The 17,209-nt window shown below is 74.7% G+C and carries 20 protein-coding genes and 1 pseudogene; 14 read left to right on the forward strand and 7 right to left on the reverse strand.

Annotated features, from left to right (window positions below; translation table 11 throughout):
• Nucleotides 1-15: 15 nt before the first annotated feature.
• Complete coding sequence (locus tag B5D80_RS31190) at nucleotides 16-456, reverse strand: (deoxy)nucleoside triphosphate pyrophosphohydrolase (protein ID WP_088647516.1); 441 nt, start codon at nucleotides 454-456, stop codon at nucleotides 16-18.
• A 182-nt stretch (nucleotides 457-638) separates the two neighbouring features.
• Here B5D80_RS31190 and B5D80_RS31195 point away from each other — a divergent pair, with 182 nt between their 5' ends.
• Complete coding sequence (locus tag B5D80_RS31195) at nucleotides 639-947, forward strand: 4a-hydroxytetrahydrobiopterin dehydratase (RefSeq protein WP_088647517.1); 309 nt, start codon at nucleotides 639-641, stop codon at nucleotides 945-947.
• Nucleotides 948-1,097: 150 nt separating this feature from the next.
• Here the strand turns inward: B5D80_RS31195 and B5D80_RS31200 are convergent, their stop codons facing one another.
• Nucleotides 1,098-2,486 (reverse strand): DUF4190 domain-containing protein, encoded by a 1,389-nt coding sequence (locus tag B5D80_RS31200; protein ID WP_088647518.1) that lies wholly within the window; start codon nucleotides 2,484-2,486, stop codon nucleotides 1,098-1,100.
• Nucleotides 2,487-2,597: 111 nt separating this feature from the next.
• Here B5D80_RS31200 and B5D80_RS31205 point away from each other — a divergent pair, with 111 nt between their 5' ends.
• Complete coding sequence (locus B5D80_RS31205) at nucleotides 2,598-2,960, forward strand: PH domain-containing protein (RefSeq protein WP_088647519.1); 363 nt, start codon at nucleotides 2,598-2,600, stop codon at nucleotides 2,958-2,960.
• A gap of 36 nt (nucleotides 2,961-2,996) precedes the next feature.
• Here the strand turns inward: B5D80_RS31205 and B5D80_RS31210 are convergent, their stop codons facing one another.
• Entirely contained in the window at nucleotides 2,997-3,362 is a 366-nt protein-coding gene (locus B5D80_RS31210) for a MerR family transcriptional regulator (RefSeq protein WP_088647520.1), read from the reverse strand.
• 60 nt (nucleotides 3,363-3,422) lie between these two features.
• Here B5D80_RS31210 and B5D80_RS34005 point away from each other — a divergent pair, with 60 nt between their 5' ends.
• From B5D80_RS34005 to B5D80_RS31225, 4 genes are all read left to right on the forward strand, one after another.
• Nucleotides 3,423-3,689: an NAD(P)-binding domain-containing protein gene (locus tag B5D80_RS34005; protein WP_211291717.1), complete on the forward strand. Its 267-nt coding sequence runs from the start codon at nucleotides 3,423-3,425 to the stop codon at nucleotides 3,687-3,689.
• A 90-nt stretch (nucleotides 3,690-3,779) separates the two neighbouring features.
• Nucleotides 3,780-4,316: an imine reductase family protein gene (locus B5D80_RS34010; protein WP_211291718.1), complete on the forward strand. Its 537-nt coding sequence runs from the start codon at nucleotides 3,780-3,782 to the stop codon at nucleotides 4,314-4,316.
• An 81-nt stretch (nucleotides 4,317-4,397) separates the two neighbouring features.
• Nucleotides 4,398-4,904: a GNAT family N-acetyltransferase gene (locus tag B5D80_RS31220; protein ID WP_088647521.1), complete on the forward strand. Its 507-nt coding sequence runs from the start codon at nucleotides 4,398-4,400 to the stop codon at nucleotides 4,902-4,904.
• 200 nt (nucleotides 4,905-5,104) lie between these two features.
• A complete protein-coding gene (locus B5D80_RS31225; RefSeq protein WP_088647522.1) occupies nucleotides 5,105-5,833 on the forward strand; it encodes a class I SAM-dependent methyltransferase in 729 nt (242 codons plus the stop codon).
• A gap of 55 nt (nucleotides 5,834-5,888) precedes the next feature.
• On the opposite strand, the gene B5D80_RS31230 is transcribed toward B5D80_RS31225, so the two are convergent.
• Nucleotides 5,889-6,356 carry a GNAT family N-acetyltransferase gene (locus tag B5D80_RS31230; protein ID WP_088647523.1) on the reverse strand — a complete coding sequence of 156 codons (468 nt, stop codon included), beginning with the start codon at nucleotides 6,354-6,356 and terminating at the stop codon, nucleotides 5,889-5,891.
• A 122-nt stretch (nucleotides 6,357-6,478) separates the two neighbouring features.
• On the opposite strand from B5D80_RS31230, the gene B5D80_RS31235 reads away from it, so the two are divergent.
• Nucleotides 6,479-7,090 carry a nucleotidyltransferase domain-containing protein gene (locus tag B5D80_RS31235; RefSeq protein ID WP_088647524.1) on the forward strand — a complete coding sequence of 204 codons (612 nt, stop codon included), beginning with the start codon at nucleotides 6,479-6,481 and terminating at the stop codon, nucleotides 7,088-7,090.
• A gap of 44 nt (nucleotides 7,091-7,134) precedes the next feature.
• Here B5D80_RS31235 and ychF read toward each other — a convergent pair whose 3' ends face one another.
• From ychF to B5D80_RS31250, 3 genes are all read right to left on the reverse strand, one after another.
• Nucleotides 7,135-8,220: a redox-regulated ATPase YchF gene (gene ychF / locus B5D80_RS31240; protein ID WP_088647525.1), complete on the reverse strand. Its 1,086-nt coding sequence runs from the start codon at nucleotides 8,218-8,220 to the stop codon at nucleotides 7,135-7,137.
• 58 nt (nucleotides 8,221-8,278) lie between these two features.
• The gene (locus B5D80_RS31245; protein ID WP_088647526.1) at nucleotides 8,279-9,013 is read right to left on the reverse strand and encodes a Type 1 glutamine amidotransferase-like domain-containing protein; all 735 of its coding nucleotides are present in this window, start codon (nucleotides 9,011-9,013) and stop codon (nucleotides 8,279-8,281) included.
• Nucleotides 9,014-9,085: 72 nt separating this feature from the next.
• A complete protein-coding gene (locus B5D80_RS31250) occupies nucleotides 9,086-9,547 on the reverse strand; it encodes a hypothetical protein (protein WP_088647527.1) in 462 nt (153 codons plus the stop codon).
• Nucleotides 9,548-9,690: 143 nt separating this feature from the next.
• On the opposite strand from B5D80_RS31250, the gene B5D80_RS31255 reads away from it, so the two are divergent.
• The 7 genes and pseudogenes from B5D80_RS31255 to B5D80_RS31285 all read left to right on the forward strand — a co-directional run.
• A complete protein-coding gene (locus B5D80_RS31255; protein ID WP_088647528.1) occupies nucleotides 9,691-10,200 on the forward strand; it encodes a SigE family RNA polymerase sigma factor in 510 nt (169 codons plus the stop codon).
• Nucleotides 10,197-10,775 carry a hypothetical protein gene (locus B5D80_RS31260; protein ID WP_088647529.1) on the forward strand — a complete coding sequence of 193 codons (579 nt, stop codon included), beginning with the start codon at nucleotides 10,197-10,199 and terminating at the stop codon, nucleotides 10,773-10,775. The genes B5D80_RS31255 and B5D80_RS31260 overlap by 4 nt, the downstream gene beginning before the upstream one ends.
• A 113-nt stretch (nucleotides 10,776-10,888) precedes the next feature.
• Nucleotides 10,889-12,457 (forward strand): DNA-3-methyladenine glycosylase 2 family protein, encoded by a 1,569-nt coding sequence (locus tag B5D80_RS31265; RefSeq protein ID WP_088647532.1) that lies wholly within the window; start codon nucleotides 10,889-10,891, stop codon nucleotides 12,455-12,457.
• Nucleotides 12,454-12,966 (forward strand): methylated-DNA--[protein]-cysteine S-methyltransferase, encoded by a 513-nt coding sequence (locus B5D80_RS31270; RefSeq protein ID WP_088647530.1) that lies wholly within the window; start codon nucleotides 12,454-12,456, stop codon nucleotides 12,964-12,966. Before B5D80_RS31265 ends, B5D80_RS31270 begins: the two co-directional genes overlap by 4 nt.
• Nucleotides 12,967-13,003: 37 nt before the next feature.
• Nucleotides 13,004-14,809, forward strand: coding sequence for an ABC transporter ATP-binding protein (locus B5D80_RS31275; protein ID WP_088647531.1), 1,806 nt, complete (start codon nucleotides 13,004-13,006; stop codon nucleotides 14,807-14,809).
• A 95-nt stretch (nucleotides 14,810-14,904) separates the two neighbouring features.
• On the forward strand, nucleotides 14,905-16,737 hold the full coding sequence (locus tag B5D80_RS31280; protein ID WP_088647533.1) for an ABC transporter ATP-binding protein: 1,833 nt from the start codon (nucleotides 14,905-14,907) through the stop codon (nucleotides 16,735-16,737).
• Nucleotides 16,738-16,873: 136 nt separating this feature from the next.
• Nucleotides 16,874-17,209 (forward strand): annotated as a pseudogene (locus tag B5D80_RS31285) (hypothetical protein); the annotation flags it as partial.

The raw sequence follows: 17,209 nt of genomic DNA on the forward strand, positions 1-17,209 counted from the left end.
GGGCACCCGCCGCCGTCAGCCGGCGGCCAGCAGCGGGCGGAGGGCGGCGACGATGGGCACGTCGGCGGGGAGCCAGGTGACGCTGTGCAGTTCGTCGGCGGCCAGCCAGCGCATCGCGGAGTGTTCCAGCGCGCGCGGCTGGTCGCCGTGCAGCAGGCGCGCCGCGTACACCTTCAACACCGAGCGGCCGTGGGCCATCCGGACGTCCCGGCCTACCCGGTCGCCGACCTCCACCCGGACGGCCAACTCCTCGGCGCACTCGCGGACCAGCGCCGCCGTCTCGCTCTCACCCGGCTCGACCTTGCCGCCGGGGAACTCGAACATGCCGGCGACCTCGGGGGGCGCGGTGCGCGCGCAGGCGAGCACCCGCCCGGCGGAGATGATCGCCGCCCCCACGACCACCCTCGGCTCGCGCCGGTCGGTCGGTCCGTTTCCGCTACGCCGTTCGGTCTGCACGGGCGTCCAGCGTGCCAGATCAATCGTCGGTTTGGGTACCGTGGCCGACCGGTAGGCCAATAAGAGACGGAAGTGTGGGCGTGGACACACCGCCATGAGGCCGACAGACTGTTAACACCACGAGGACACGGGACGGCGACGATTTGGCCACAAGCCGGCAACGGCGCCTGGGAGGTGCGGTGATGCGCGCGCTGTTCACCAGTCGAAGCAAGCACGACTATCTCAGTGACGCCCTCACGCTCCTGCACGGGTGGACCCGCGACGGTGAGCAGATCCGCCGCACCCTGGTCATGGACGACACCCAGCACGCGGCGCTGACCGAACGGGTCAAGGTCGTCGCGGACGCGCTGCGGCTGCGACCGGACATCAGCCGGCGGGACACCGAGACCCGCATCCGGGTCGGGCACGGCGACGGGGAGCCGCTCACCGAGGGTGAGGTGCTGCTCGCCGCCCGGATCGAGGACGCGTACCGCGCGGTGATGGCGGACTGACGCGCGTGCCCGCCCGTTCCCGTCATCGTCGACCCCCGTCGTCGCCAGCCGCACCCTCGTCGCCAGCCTAGAGCCGTCCGGCGCTCGACCCGCTCGGCGGAACGTCCGACCCGTCCGCGCCGAGTGGTCGGAACACCACCCTCGGTCGGCTCAGCGCATCGGCTCGCCCTGCGCCGTCGGCAACCCCAGCGCCTGGCGTACGGCCAGCTCGGTGGCCGGGTCCGGATGCTGCCCGGCCTGCGCGACCACCTGGAGCAGCCGGCCCCGGTCGGGTTCGCCGTCGGCGTCCCGCCAGGCCGGCTCGTCCTGCTCCATCTCGGTGAGCAGCCGCTCCATCGCCGGGCGGACCGCCTCCGGCCAGGTCTCCCGGCGCAGCCGGAACCACATGTCGGTGTGGATCGTCTCGGCCCGGCGCACCGCATCCCGCAGCCCGGCCGGGGTGCTGGTCGGCGCGCTGGCCACCAGGGCGGCCCGCGCCTGCGTCCAGTCCCGGCTGGCCAGCAGGTAGCCGAGCTGCGCCGGGTCGAGCACCGTGGTGTCCATCCGCAGCGACCGGGACAGCCCCGTCGGGGAGGTCAGGTAGCAGGTGATGGTGGGGTCGGTGGACCAGTCCACCCGGGTCGGCAGGTACCAGCTCAGCCGCGCCTCGGCCGGCAGGCCCAGCGGGTCCACCACGTAGCTGTGCAGCCGCTGCCGGCAGAGCGTCTCGGCCCGCTGGGAGAGCACCGCCGCGCCGGGGTACCGCTCGTCGGCGGAACGCTCGTAGGCGGGGAAGTCGTCGACGTACTCGGCGTGGTGCGGGGTGTCGCAGGCCACCCGGGTGACCTCCTCGGGGGCGGTCCGGCTGGCGGTGGCACCGGAGGGCACCCGGAAGCAGTCCCCCACCCGCAACCCGCGCAGCCCCGGGTCGGGGTCGGACCCGGTCATGGTGACGCCCAGGGCCACCAGCCCGGCCAGCACCCAACCCCCGAGCAGCACCAGCCCGGCGATCACCAGGCCCCGGCCCCGCTCGCCGTCCCGCCTGATCCGGCGCAACGCGAACCCGGCGGTGAGCGGGGCCAGCACCCCGCCGAGCAGGCCCAGCACCAGCGTGACCACGGCCAGCCGGTTCAACCGGCCCCGGGCGGCGGGACGCTGCGGCCACGGCTCCCAGTCGGGCACGGCACGCGACGCCCGGTCCGCCTCCGCGTCCCCGGTGCCGCCGGGCAGGGCAGGGGTCCCGTCACCGCCCCGGTCGCCGCCCGGGGTCGGGTCGCCACCACCGTCAGGAGTCGGAGCCTTGCCACCGTCAGGAGAAGGAGCCTCGGCGGCAGGTGCCGGAGCCGCCGAGGCGGGCGGCGTCGCGGCGGGCGGCGTCGCGGCGGGCGGCGTCGCGGCGGCACCGCCGGCGGCCGGGGTCACCGCAGGGGACGGGGTCTCGCCGGCGGCGGCCGGGATCACCGCGTCGGCCGGGGCCGCGTCGGCGGCACCGTCTGAGGTCGTCGGCGGCTCCGGCCGCGACTCGTCGGCGGGCTGCGTCTCGGAACGTTCGCTGGTCACACCGCTTCCCTCCCCCGTCGCCCGCGTCCGGCCAGGCATGGGGAGACTAGTCGACCGGGCTGACGGGCGGGCAACGGCCGACGCTGGCGCCCACTTCCTACCGTGGGACCCATGGCAAATGTGACGTACGACCGCAAGGAGCAGTTCCAGCAGATCCGCAGTGGACTGCTCGACGGCGAACAGATCATCGCCGTCTACGACGCCATCGGCACCGGCACCGGGTTCATCGGCCTGACCGACCGGCGGGTGATCATCCAGGACCGCTCGTTCGTGGGCAAGAAGTTCGCGATCACCAGCATCCCGTACTCGAAGATCACCAGCGTGAGCGTGGTGAGCAACAAGTCGTGGGGCGGGGAGTTCTTCTCCACCGGCGCGATCGCCGTGCACGTCGGCACCCACACCTACGAGGTGGAGTTCCGGGGCGCGCAGAAGAGCCACCACGTGCACAACGTGATCCTGCACTACATCTCCTGACCACCGGTCCGCCCGCCGAGCACCCCGGCGGCCAGCTCACGGCCGCCGGGCGGGACCACCCGTGGCGATCAGGGCGTCGAGGATGTCCCGGGCCGCGGTGAGCCGCTGGATGGACGCGGTGATCCGGGCCCGTTCCCCGGCCAGGCCGTCGAGCAGTTCGGGGCAGGTGGGGGCGAGCACCGTGGTGTCGTCCGGCACGCAGGGCAGGATCTCGGCGATCACGGCCGTGCCCAGCCCGGCCGAGAGCAGCAGCCGGATGTGCCGCACGGTGGTCAGCGCCTGCTCGCCGTAGTCGCGGTAGCCGCTCGGCCGCCGCTGCGGCCGCAGCAGGCCCTGCTCCTCGTAGTAGCGCAGGGCCCTGGTGCTCACCCCGGCCCGCCGGGCCAGTTCGCCGATCCGCATGCCACACAGCACACCGCGGACTTGACCTTCACGTCAACGAGAAGGTCTACCGTCCCCGGCATGAGCGATCTACAACTCACGCACCGTACGCCGGTGGCGGTGCTCGGCCTGGGTCCGATGGGCCGGGCGCTCGCCGCCACCCTGGTCTCCGCCGGCACGCCGACGACCGTCTGGAACCGTACGCCGGACCGGGCCGGACCCCTCGTCGCGCTCGGCGCGACGGCCGCGCCCACCGTCACCGGGGCGGTCCGGGCCGCCCCCGTCGTGATCACCTGCCTGCGGGACCCGGCGGCGGTCGGCACCGTGCTGGCCGCCCACGACGACTAGGCCGGTCGGACCGTCGTCGACGTCACCACCTGCCGGCCGGACGAGGCGCGGGCGCTGGCGGACTGGGCCGCCGGGCACCGGGTCGACCTGGTGAAGGGCGCCATCCTCACCCCGACGCCGACCATCGGCACACCCGCCGCCACGGCCCTGTGGTGCGGCAGCCGGTCCGGCTTCGACGCCGTCCGACCCGTCCTGGCGGCCTTCGGCGGCACCCCCGGATACCTCGGCCCGGACCCGGGCGCGGCGGCGGCGTACGACATGGCGCTGCTCGACCTGTTCGGCACGGCGGTCAGCGGCCTGACCCACGCCTTCGCGCTGGCCTCGGCCGAGGGCATCGCCCCCCGGTCGTTCGCCAGGTACGCGGCCGGGATCGCCCCGATGCTCGCCGAGATGACGGCCCGCTTCGCCGACCAGCTCACCGAGGGCCGGTTCCCCGGCGACCGGTCCACCGTCGCCTCGGCCGGCGCGGGCCTCGGCCACGTCATCGCGACCACCGACGCCCACGGGATCGACTCCGGGGTGCTGCGCGCCGCCCGGTCGGTCGTCGAGCAGGCGGTCGCCGCCGGTCACGGCGATGACGGCCTCGCCCGGCTGGCCCGGTCCCTCGCCCCGGCCCGCCCTGCCTGACCCCCCGCGGCCGGTCGGCCTTTGGGATACTCGGGCGCATGCGGACGACTCCCCACAGTGGCCGGCGGGAGCGGGTGCGGCGTGTTCCTGCGTGACGTGCTGGCCACCGACGTCGAGGCGTACCAGCGGATGCGCTGCGACCCGGCGATGATGGCCGAACTCGGCGGGCCGCTGCCGGCCGCCCACGTGGCCCGGCAGGTCCGCCGGGACGCCCGACTGGCCGCCGACGGCGTCGCGCTGATCAAGATGATCGTGGTGGACGAGACGGTCGCCGGGACCGTCACCCTGTGGCGCGGGCCGGACGACGGGGCGGTCACCGAGATCGGCTGGATGGTGCTGCCCGAGTTCCAGGGCCGGGGCCTGGCGAAACAGGGCGTCCGCGCGCTGCTCGACCAGGCCCGCACCGGGCGGCGGGCGGACACCGTGCACGCGTTCCCGGCGGTCGGCAACGGCCCGTCGAACGCGATCTGCCGGGCGCTCGGGTTCACCCTCCTCGGCGAGGAGGACGTCGAGTTCAACGACCAGGTCATCCGTACCCGGCACTGGACGCTCGACCTGACCCGCCCGGAAACCGGGTTGCCCCGCTGACCGGCCCGCTGCTTGGCTGGGGACGAAGCCGACCGGAGGGAGCAGACGACATGTCGTACGCCACGAGGTCCACCCACGCGCCCACCATCGACCAACAGCGGGAATCGAGGCTTCGTGACCACCAGCACCACCACGGCAGTGACGGCGCGACCATGCGCCGGTGACACCGGACCGGCCAGCACCCCGGACGGGGGTCGCTGATGTCGGTGTTCGACGATCCGGGCCACTTCGGCAGGATGTGGGCCGACAGGTACGACAGCCCCGGCAACCCCGACCCGGGCCCGGCGGTGGACTTCCTCGCCGAACGGGCCGGCGACGGGCGGGTGCTCGAACTCGCCGTCGGGACGGGTCGGGTGGCGTTGCCGCTCGCCGCCCGGGGCGTACCAGTCGACGGGGTGGAGGCGTCACCGGAGATGGTGGCGAAGCTACGCGCCAAGCCCGGCGGCGACGGCATCCCGGTCACCGTCGGCGACATGGCCGACGTGCCCGTGACGGGCCCGTACCGGCTGGTCTACCTGGTGTTCAACACCCTGTTCAACCTGGTCCGTGCCGAGCGGCAGCAGGACTGCCTACGCAACGTGGCCCGGGTGCTGGCCCCCGGCGGCGAGTTCGTCGTCGAGGCGTTCGTGCCCGACCCGGCCACCTTCGACCGGGACGAACAGGTGCAGATGCGGTCGGTGACCGAGGACTCGGCCACCATCCGGCTGCACCAGTACGACCGGGCGGCGCAGACCTTCGTCCGGCAGACCGTCACCTTCGACCGCGACGGCGTGCACCTGGAACCGTTCGCGATGCGCTACTGCTGGCCGGAGCAGATCGACGAGTTGGCCCACCGGGCCGGCCTGCGGCTCGTCGAGCGGTACGCCGACTGGCACCGGCACCCGTTCGACGACACCAGCACGTCGCACATCTCGGTCTACCGCCGCTGAGGGGTGGACCGGCCGGGGTCGGGGCACACCGTCCCGACCCCGGGGTGCCGGCGTACTACAGCCGTTTGATCATGCGGATGGCGGTGGCCTCGAAGCCCATCTGCTCGTAGAGCGCCCGCGCGCCGGTGTTGAAGCCGAAGACGTTCAGCCCGATGGCGACCACCCCCAGCTCCCGGCACAGCCGCTCGGCGGCCTCGATGATCGCCCGGCCGTGGCCCCGGCGACGCAACTCCTCGCGCACCGCGAAGTCGTAGCCGAAGGCGTGCAGGCCGTCGGACTTCTGCTCCAGGTGCAACCAGAGCCGGCCGACCTCGGCGTCGCCGTCGTACGCCGTCCACAGCCGGTGGCCCTCGGTGGCCAGGCCGTCGGGCAGCAGGCCCTGGAAATCCTGCCGTGCCTTCTCCCGCGCCTCCGGCAGCGGCATCGCCCCGGAGGCGACGATGTTGCGCGCGTAGTCCTCCTCGGCGTGTTCCCGGTAGCGGAGGTACTGCTCGTCGGTCATCGGTTCCAGTCGCAACGCCACGACAGCCACCGTAGGGGCAACGCCACCCCGTCCGCTGCCCCGTGATCGCAGGTCGAGCGGCGACCCGTGAGAACGCCGGGTCCCGGCTGGCGTTCGGCGGGACCGGCTGTCAGCCTGGGTCCGTGCGGTACGACCCCCGACGGCACCTCTGGTCCGCGCTCTCGGTCGCCCAGGTGCGCGCGTTGTTCGCCGGCTGCCCGACACGCTGGTGGCTCTCCGGGGGATGGGCCGTCGCCCACTGGTGCGACGGGCCGGAGCGACCGCACGGCGACATCGACGTCAGCACCCTGCGGCCCGCGCTGCCCGCCCTGCTGCACGCGCTACCGGCGGACCTGCGGCCGTTCGCGGCCCGGCGGGGGCATTTGTTCCCCCTGGGGAAGCGGCACGACGACCCCGAGGTGCACAACATCTGGGTACACGACCCCGGTCGGGACCGCTTCGTCCTCCAGATCAACCTGGAGGACGGTGACGAGACGGGCTGGCGCTACCGACGCGATCCACGGATCACGCTCCCGTGGGACTCGGCGGTGGAGTCCGTCGACTCCGTACCGACCGGGACGCCCGTCACCCAACTGCTGTGGAAGTCACCCGACCCGCGCCCCCGCGACGAGCACGACCTGGACGTCGCCCACCACCTGCTGGGCCCGGCCCAGCGGCGGTGGCTGCGCGACGCGGTCCGGCTGGCCCACCCGCACTCACCCTGGGCGGACGACCCCCGGCTGGGGCACCCCTGACCCGCATCCCGCAGCAGCTGTACCGCTGGGCAGGCGGGCAGGAATCAGACGTTGAACCTGAATTCCACCACGTCGCCGTCCTGCATGACGTACTCCTTGCCCTCGATCCGGACCTTGCCGGCGGCCTTCGCCGCCGCCATCGAGCCGGCCGCGACCAGGTCGTCGTAGGAGACCACCTCGGCCTTGATGAAGCCGCGTTGGAAGTCGCTGTGGATCACCCCGGCGGCCTCCGGGGCGGTCGCGCCGACCGGCACGGTCCAGGCCCGTGCCTCCTTCGGCCCCGCCGTGAGGTACGTCTGGAGCCCGAGCGTGCGGAAGCCGACCCGGACGAGCTGGTCCAGCCCCGGCTCGGACTGCCCGATCGACTCCAGCAGCTCGCGGGCCTCCTCCTCGGGCAGGTCCACCAGCTCGGATTCGATCTTGGCATCCATGAACACGGCCTCGGCTGGGGCCACCAGGGCACGCAGCTCGTCGAGGAAGGCGGCGTTGCCCAGCTCGGCCTCGTCGACGTTGAACACGTAGAGGAACGGCTTCGTGGTGAGCAGGTGCAGCTCCCGCAGGTGCTCCAGCTCGATCTTGGCGGCGGCGGCCCCGGCGTACAGGGTGGTGCCACCGTCGAGCACCTCGACGGCCTGCTTCGCGGCGGTCACGGCGGCGGCCCGGTCCTTACGGAGCTTGGCCTCCTTCTCCAGCCGGGGCAGCGCCTTCTCCAGGGTCTGCAGGTCGGCCAGGATCAGCTCCGTGTTGATCGTCTCGATGTCGTCGGCGGGCGAGACCTTGCCGTCGACGTGCACCACGTTCGGGTCGGAGAACGCCCGCACCACCTGGCAGATGGCCGAGGCGTCCCGGATGTTCGCCAGGAACGCGTTGCCCCGGCCCTGCCCCTTCGACGCCCCCCGGACCAGGCCGGCGATGTCGACGAACGACACCGGCGCGGGCAGCACCTTCTGCGACGAGAAGATCTCGGCGAGCTTGTCGAGCCGCGCGTCCGGCAGCCCCACCACCCCGACGTTGGGCTCGATCGTGGCGAACGGGTAGTTCGCCGCGAGCACGTCGTTCTTGGTCAACGCGTTGAACAGGGTGCTCTTGCCGACGTTGGGCAGGCCGACGATGCCGATGGTGAGACTCACGACGGGCCAGCTTACGCCGTCACCCGGCAGGCAGCCCCGTCGGCACCGCCGGGACGGCTCAGGCGGTGAGCAACCGGGGTTCGATCCGGGTCTCCCGCACCCCACCGGCACCGTCCGGGACCACCTCGTACGCGGCCACCCCGGCCCGGTCGGCGACCGCCTCGGCCAGCCGGGTGCCCCGGTAGACCAGCCCCACCCCGTCGTCGGTGCAGTGGCTGGCCGGCAGCGTGCCGTCGGCGACCAGCCGGTGCAGCAGCGGCCGACGCTCGGCCTCGCTGTCGTAGTGCACCCCGTTGCCGTACGGCAACCAGCCCAGGCCGTCGGTGTAGGCGCGCAGCCGCCGGCCGAAGCTGTCGGTGGTGCCGCCGACGTGCCAGCAGATCGAACCGGCGGAGACCCCGCCGAGCACCACCCCGGCCTCCCAGCACTCCCGCAGGATCTCCGGCAGCCCGTGCACCCGCCACACCGCGCAGAGGTTGGCCACGCTGCCCCCACCGACCCAGATGATGTCCTGGCCGAGCAGGTGCGCCCGGACGTCCTCGACGTTGGGCATCGGGAACAGCGCCAGGTGCGACGGGCGGTAGCGGGTGCCGGCGAACGCGCCGTGGAAGACCGTCAGCGAGGTGGGCTGGTCGCCGACGGCCTGGTTGAGGTAGCAGATCCGCGGCTCGTCGGCCTGCGCCAGCTCGGCCATCAGGTCGAAGACCGGCCCCGGATCGGCATCCCAGGGGCCCCGGTCACGGCTGGTGAAACCCATGCTGGTGGCGACGATCGTCGGTTCGTTGGCGGGCATGCTGGTCCTCTCTGCGGCTGGCTCCGCTGCCATCCTGCGCCACCGCCACCTCCCCCGGCCCACCGGCCGGGGTCACCCGGCGAGTCGCCAGGCCGCCCCGCCGTCGGCCACCCCGGGCAACTCGGAGGCCGCCGCCAGCGGCAGGGTGAGCCGGTCCCCGGCGCTCGGGCCGGCCCGTTCGGACTCGCCGAGCATCCAGCGCACCTCGTCGACCGTCCAGCCCAGTCCCCGCCGGCCGGCGATCTCCCGGACCAGCCGGCGGCCGACCCGGGTGTCGTCGTCGTAGAACCGCATGCACCAGTGGTGCGCCCACATGCCCAGGGCCCGCAGGCCGGCCGCGTCGAGGGAGCCGGCGAGCCGGCCGCAGGCGGTGTCGGCGAACGGCCGTGCCGGGTCGTCGGCCCGGTCCCGCTCGATCGCGCCGAAGGCGGCCGGCGCGACCACCCGCATCCGGTCGTAGAGGCCCTGCGCGGCGGCGTCGTCCAGCCGCCCCCGCCCTGACCGAGGGTCGCCCCGCCCGGTCACGCTCGCCATCGCCGCACCCTTTCTGGAGTTGGTGCCGGGACGCTACCGACCACTACCGACACTTTCCGAACCGGAAACCGCCCCCGGCCGCCGGGATAGGCGGGGTGAGCTGGGGCGTCTGTATCGGTGACAGACAACGACGGGGAGGGTGGGTGGACGAGGACGATCGGGCCCGGCTGGCCGAGTTCGTGGCCGGCCGGGCACCGGCCCTGATGCGGGTCGCGTACCTGCTCACCGGGGACCGGCACGCCGCCGAGGACCTGTTCCAGTCGGCGCTGGCCAAGACCATTCCGAGGTGGCGCGACCTGCGCCACACCGATCCGGAGGGCTACCTGCGCACGGTCATGTACCGGGAGCAGGTCAGCTGGTGGCGGCGACTGCGCCGGTACCGGGAGACGCTGCTCACCGGCGTCGACGACCGGGCCGGGCCGGATCTGTTCGGCGGCACCGACGTACGGCTGGCGATGCGGGCCGCGCTGCGCGCGCTGCCGGCCGCCCAGCGCACGGTCGTGGTCCTGCGCTACTACGAGGACCTGACCGAGACCCAGGTGGCAGCCGCGCTCGGCTGCTCGGTCGGCACCGTGCGCAGCCGCACCCACCGGGCCGTGGCCCGGCTGCGGCAACTTCTGCCGGACATCGAACTGCTGGAGGTACGGCGGTGACCACGCCCATCGAGAACCTCATCCGCGCCACCCTCTCCGACCTCGCCGAGGAGGCACCGACAGTGCACGACCAGTTGAACCGGGCGGAACGCCGGGCCCGGTCCCGCCGCCGCGTCACGATCACGATGAGCGCGGCGGGGGTCCTCGCCGCCATGCTGATCGCCACCCCGCTCGCGCTGGCCGCCAGCGGTGGCGGGGACGCGCCGCCCGCCGCACCGGCCTCGACGCCGAGCGGGCCGCCCGCCGCACCCGCCCCGGCAGCGGTGACCGAACCCCCCGTCGACCAGGGTGTCCGGACCGGCCGCGGCGCGCCGGCACCGGCCCGGACCACCATTCCCGCATCGCCGGCCTCGACGGCCGTGCCCGCGTCGCCCGCGACGTCCACTCCGGCACCGCCCGCCATCCCCGCGTCGCCCGCTCCGGCGACGACCGCCGTACCCGCGACGCCCGTTCCGGCGTCGCCCGCGCCGCGCGTCGCCGGACCGCGCACCGGCCCGGTCACCGCGCCGGTCCCCGCCCGCAGCGCACCACCCGTCGACCGGGGCCCCGCGACCGGCCCAGTTCCCGCGCGCTGACGCACCACCTCCCCACCCCGGGACGGCCGGGGTGGGGAGGTCGCCGCCGGCCCGCACGCTCAGGTCCGATTCCCGCGAGCCACCGGCGGTGAGCTGCGGGCATGATCGGTGGCGTGGAGTTGGACTTCGAACGGTGCTACCGGGCCGTGGACAGCCGTGACCAGCGCTTCGACGGCTGGTTCTACACGGGCGTCACGTCGACCGGGATCTACTGCCGGCCGTCCTGCCCGGCGATCACCCCGAAGCGGCGTAACGTTCGCTTCTTCCCGTCGGCGGCCGCCGCGCAGGGGGCCGGCCTGCGGGCCTGCCGTCGGTGCCGGCCGGACGCCGCGCCCGGCTCACCGCAGTGGGACGTCCGCGCCGACGTGGTGGGTCGCGCCATGCGGCTCATCGCCGACGGGGTGGTCGACCGGGACGGCGTACCCGGGCTGGCCGCCCGGCTGGGCTACACCGAACGGCACCTGCACCGGATGCTCCGGGCGGAACTGGGCGCCGGGCCACTGGCACTGGCGCGGGCCCAACGTGCCCAGACCGCCCGGACGTTGATCGAGACGACCGGGCTGGGCCTGGCGGAGGTGGCGTTCGCGGCCGGGTTCGGCAGCGTACGGCAGTTCAACGACACCGTCCGCCAGGTGTACGGGACGGTGCCGTCGCAGTTGCGCACCGGGCGGGGCAACCCGCCGACGCCGGGCGGGGCGGGCACGATCACGCTCCGGCTGGCGTACCGGCCGCCGCTGCACGCCGCCGCCCTGCTGGGATTCCTGGCCGCCCGGACGCTGCCCGGACTGGACGAGGTGCACGACGGGACGTACCGCCGGGGGTTGCGGCTGCCGCACGGCCCGGCGGAGGTCGCGCTGACGCCGACGCCCGGGTACGTCGTGGCGACGCTGCGCCTGGCCGACCTGCGGGACCTGGCCCCGGCGGTGGCCCGCTGCCGTCGCCTGTTCGACCTGGACGCCGATCCGGAGGCGGTCGACCAGACGCTGGCCGCCGATCCGGCCCTGGCCGGGGTCGTCGCCGCCGAACCCGGCGTGCGGGTGCCCCGGGCGGTGGACGGTTTCGAGATGGCGCTGCGGGCCATCGTCGGCCAACAGGTCTCCCTGTCCGCCGCCCGCACCACCCTCACCCGTCTCCTCACCCACCTCCCCCGCCCCGCCCCTGGCCCCGGCTCCGGCTCTGGCCCCGGTGATCAAGAGGTTTGCGTCACGGAGAGCGCTTCCCGGCGACGCAAACCTCTTGATCACCCCGACGGGGCGGGCCGGTGCGGCGCGGCGGGTGGGGACGCCGGGGCGGGCGGGTGGGGGGTTTGGGGGTTTCCGGGGGCGGAGGAGGTGCTGGGGTTGCCGGATGCGGCGTTCGGGATGCCGGCCGCCCGACGGGAGACGATCCGCGCGCTGGCCCGCGCCGTCGCCGCCGGGGAGGTCGACCTGGAACCGGGCGGCGACCGGGCGGAGACGGTACGACGGTTGACCGCGCTGCCCGGGATCGGCCCGTGGACCGCCGGCTACCTGGCCATGCGGGCCCTCGGCGACCCCGACGTCCTGCTCCCCACCGATCTCGCGGTACGCCGGGGCGCCGCCGCCCTCGGCCTGCCGGCCACCCCCACCACCCTGGACACGTACGCCGACCGCTGGCGGCCCTGGCGGTCGTACGCGGCGATCAGACTCTGGAGAGCGGCATGACGACCCTCGGCACCACCACCATGGACACCCCGACCGGCCCGCTCAGCGTGCTGGTGGACCCGGACGGCGCGGTCCGGGCCGCCGGGTTCACCGCCGACCCGGACAGCCTGCTGCCGCTGGTGCACCCGAGCCTGCGCGGCCCGCTGGCGCCGTACGCCGACCTCGGTCCGGTGACCGCCGCCGTCCGCGCCTACCTCGACGGGGACCTGACCGCGATCGACGGGGTGCCGGTGCGGCAGCACAGCGGCGGGGCGTTCCAGACCCACGCCTGGGCCGTGCTGCGCGACGTCAAACCGGGCGAGCCGGTCACCTACACCGGGTACGCCGCGCTGGCCGGCCGGCCCGCCGCGGTCCGGGCGGCGGCCGCCGCCTGTGCCCGTAACGCCGCCGCCCTCTTCGTGCCCTGCCACCGGGTGCTGCGCACCGACGGCACCCTCGGTGGCTACCGGTACGGGTTGCCGGTGAAGAAGTGGTTGCTCGGTCACGAGCGGCGGCTGACGGCAAGCTGACAGCGGCATCGACGCCGTTCGACGCTACCGTCGGGTAGTGCCTGCGCAGCGCGACGGCGACCCGGCCCCGAGGGCGGACGGTCGGGTCCGGTCGCTGCGCAACCTCTGGCGGCTGCGCCGCTACCTGCGCCCGTACGCCCCCGCGTACGTCCTGCTGCTGCTGGCGGCGCTGGCCGCCACCGGGGCGGGCCTGGCCGTACCCCTGGTGGTGCAGCGGGTGGTGGACGGGCCGATCGCCAGGCACGACCCGGCGGGGTTGCTCCGCCTCGGCGGGCTGACCCTGCTGCTCGGCCTGGTCGAGGCTGTGTTGATCTTCATTCGGCGGTGGAGCCAGTCCTCCTCCTCCGTCGGCATGGAGGCGACCATCCGCGCCGACCTCTACGCCCACCTGCAACGCCTGCCGGCCGGCTTCCACGACCGCTGGCAGTCCGGGCAACTGCTCTCCCGGGCGATCAGCGACCTGTCGGTGCTGCGCCGGTTCCTCTCCTTCGGGCTGCTGTTCCTGGTGCTCAACGTGGTCACCTACGTCGCCGTGGTGATCCTGCTGATCCGCCTGCACGGGCCGCTGGGGCTGCTCGTGGCGGCCAGCGCGGTGCCGCTGTTCCTGATCAGCCGCCGGTTCGGCAGGCACTACCACACCTCGTCGCGGCGGATGCAGGACCAGCAGGGCGACGTGGCCACCCTGGTCGAGGAGACCGCGCAGGGGTTGCGCACCATGAAGGCGTACGGGCGGGGGCCGGAACTGGCCGGCCGGTTCGCCGGGCGGGCCCGCGCGCTGCACGACACCGGCGTGGCCAAGGGGGCGCTGCTGGCCGGCGCGTCGGCCCTGTTCGACCTGGTGCCCAACCTGACCCTGGGCGCGACGCTGGTCGGCGGCGCGACGCTTGTCGCCCGGGACGCGTTGACCATCGGTGAGCTGGTCGCCTTCGTCAGTCTCCAGCTCATGCTGATCTGGCCGGTGCAGTCGCTCGGCTGGATCATCGCCAACGGGCAGGAGGCGGCCACCGCCGCCGACCGCATCCAGGAGGTGCTGGACACCCCACCGTCGATCGTGGACGCCCCGGACGCCGTGCCGCTGGCCCGCTCGGCGGTGCGCGGCCGGCTCCGCTTCGAGGGGGTGTCGTTCCGCTACCCGGGCAGCGCCGAACCGGTGCTGCGGGACATCGAGCTGACCGTCGAGCCGGGCGAGACGCTGGCCCTGGTCGGGGCGACCGGCTGCGGCAAGAGCACCCTGCTCTCCCTGGTGCCCCGGCTGCACGACGTCACCGGTGGCCGGATCACCCTGGACGGGCACGACCTGCGCGGGGTGCGGCTGGACGCGCTGCGCCGGCTGGTCGGGGTGGCCTTCGAGGAGCCGACGCTGTTCTCCATGTCGGTCTGGGAGAACCTCACCCTGGGCTGCCCGGACGCCACCGACAACGAGGTCCGGGCCGCGCTGGCGCTGGCCCAGGCCGACTTCGCGTACGACCTGCCGTGGGGGTTGGCGACCCGGGTGGGCGAGCAGGGGCTGTCGCTCTCCGGCGGGCAGCGGCAACGGCTGGCGCTGGCCCGCGCGGTGCTCGGCCGGCCGGCGCTGCTGGTCCTCGACGACCCGCTCTCCGCCCTGGACGTGCACACCGAGGCGCTGGTCGAGGCGGCGCTGCGCCGGGTGCTGCGGGACACCACCGCGCTGCTGGTGGTGCACCGGCCGTCGACGGTCGCGCTGGCCGACCGGGTGGCGCTGCTCGACGGGGGTCGGATCACCGCCGTCGGCCGGCACGGCGACCTGCTGGCCACGGTGCCGGCGTACCGGGCGGTGCTCGCCGCCGAGCCCGCGCCGGCACCGGGCCTGGTGCGCTCGTGATCCGCCGGCCGGCCCGGCGGCACCGCACGGCCGCCGGCGACGGCCGCCCGCCCCGGCAGCACGGCACCGCCGGGGGTGACGGCCGGCCGGTCGCGCTGGCGCACTGGCGGGGACTGGCCACCGACCCGGACGCCGACCGTAGCCGCGCCGAGGACGACTCACCGGAGGCGGTGGCCCGGCTGCGGGGGCGCAGCCGGGCGCTGCTGCGCGACCTGCTCCGACCGCACCGCAGGTCGCTCGGCGTGGCGGTGGGCCTGCTGCTGGCCCAGAACGCGGCCGCGATGGCCGGGCCGTACCTGGTCATGCTCGGCATCGACCGGGCGGTGCCGCCGCTGCGCGCCGGGGATCCGGGTCCGCTGGCCGCCGTCGCGGGCGCGTTCGCCGTCGCGGCCGTCACCGAGTACACCGCCCGACGCAGCTACCTCACCCGCTCCGCCCGGATCGGCCAGGCCGTCCTGCTCGACCTGCGCCAGCGGGTGTACGGCCACCTGCTGACCCTCTCCGTCGGCTTCCACGAGCGCTACACCTCCGGTCGGGTGGTGTCCCGGCTCACCAGCGACGTCGACTCCATCGCCGAGCTGGTCGACGGGGGGATCGACACCCTGGTCGCCGCCGCGTTGTCGGTGCTGTCGGTCGCCGCCATCCTGCTCTGGCTGGATCTGCCGCTGGCGGCGGTGACCCTGCTGGCGTTCCCGTTCCTGTTCTGGCTGTCCCGCTGGTTCGCCCACGCCTCGGCCCAGGCCTACCGGCACAGCCGGGAGGCGGTGGCCCTGGTGATCGTCCACTTCGTCGAGTCGCTGCGCGGCATCCGGGCGGTGCAGGCGTTCCGCCGGGAGCCGCGCAACCAGGAGATCTTCGTGGCGGTCAACGACGAGTACCGGCGGGCCAGCCTGCACGGGTTCCGGCTGATCGCCACGTACTCGCCGGGGATCAAGGTGATCGGCAACGTCACGGTGGCCACGGTGCTCGGGTACGGCGGCTGGCGGGTGCTGGGCGGCGACACCGCGGTGGGGGTGCTCGCCGCGTTCCTGCTCTACCTGCGCCGGTTCTTCGACCCGATGCAGGAGCTGAGCCAGTTCTACAACTCGCTCCAGTCGGCGACCGCCGCCCTGGAGAAGCTCGCCGGGGTGCTCGACGAACGGCCGGGGGTGCCCGAACCGGCGTCGCCGGTGCCGTTGCCGGCCGGGCCGGGGCGGGGCGCGGTGACGTTCCGCGCGGTCTGCTTCGGTTACCGGCCGCAGACGCCGATCCTGACCGGGCTGGACCTGGCCGTACCGGCCGGTCAGACGGTGGCCCTGATCGGCCCGACCGGCGCCGGCAAGTCGACGGTGGCGAAGCTGCTCGCCCGCTTCCACGACCCGGACGCCGGCACGGTCGAGCTGGACGGGATCGACCTGCGGGACCTGTCCGACGCCGAGCTACGGCGGGCGGTGGTGCTGGTGACCCAGGAGAACCACCTGTTCGGCGACACGGTGGCGGAGAACATCAGGTTCGGCCGGCCGGACGCCTCCGACACGGCGGTGCAGGCGGCGGCGCGGGCGATCGGCGCGCACGACTTCATCGCCGCCCTGCCCGACGGGTACGCCACGCAGGTGCACCGGCGCGGCGGCCGGCTCTCCGCCGGGCAGCGGCAGCTCGTCGCGTTCGCCCGCGCGTTCCTGGCCGACCCCCGGGTGCTGATCCTGGACGAGGCGACGTCGTCGCTGGACGTGCCGACCGAACGGCTGGTGCAGCGGGCGCTGGCCAGCGTGCTGCGGGACCGCACCGCGCTGGTGATCGCGCACCGGCTCTCCACGGTGGAGACCGCCGACCGGGTGCTGGTCGTCGACTCCGGACGGATCGTCGAGGACGGCCCGCCGGCCCGGCTCGCCACCACCGGCGGCCGGTACGCCACGCTGCACCGGCAGTGGCGCGAGTCGCTGAGCTGACCCGTCCTGCGGGGCACCCGGTGGTTCACCGGACGGCTAGACTCGGCCCGCATCGATGGGCCTCGCCCCCCCGCCGGTCCGACCGGGCGGGCGCGGCGGGGTCGGTCGCGTCGCCGGCATACGGGGAGGTTGCGGCGTGCGGATCCGTGGACGAGTGGTGCTGGCGGCGGCGCTGGCACTGAGCACGGTGGGGACGACCGGGGTGGCATTGGCCGTGGACCGGGGTGCCGCTCCGGCCGCCGAACCGGCAGGGGGCACCTGGGCGGCCGCGGCGCTCCCGGTCGCCGGGCAGGCCCACGCGGCGACCCGCGCCGACGCCGGTGGCCGGGCCGCGACGCCTGCCGCACCGCGCCCGGCACCGGTGCCGAGCCGCCCGGCGGCCCAGGTCGCGCAGGCCGCCCCCGCCTCGGTGAGCTACCTCAGCGACCGCTACCGGGTCGGCCCCGACGAGGCCGCCCGCCGGCTGGCCCTC

This window comes from Micromonospora wenchangensis (assembly GCF_002210435.1).
In the GTDB taxonomy this organism is placed as follows: Bacteria; Actinomycetota; Actinomycetes; order Mycobacteriales; family Micromonosporaceae; genus Micromonospora; species Micromonospora wenchangensis.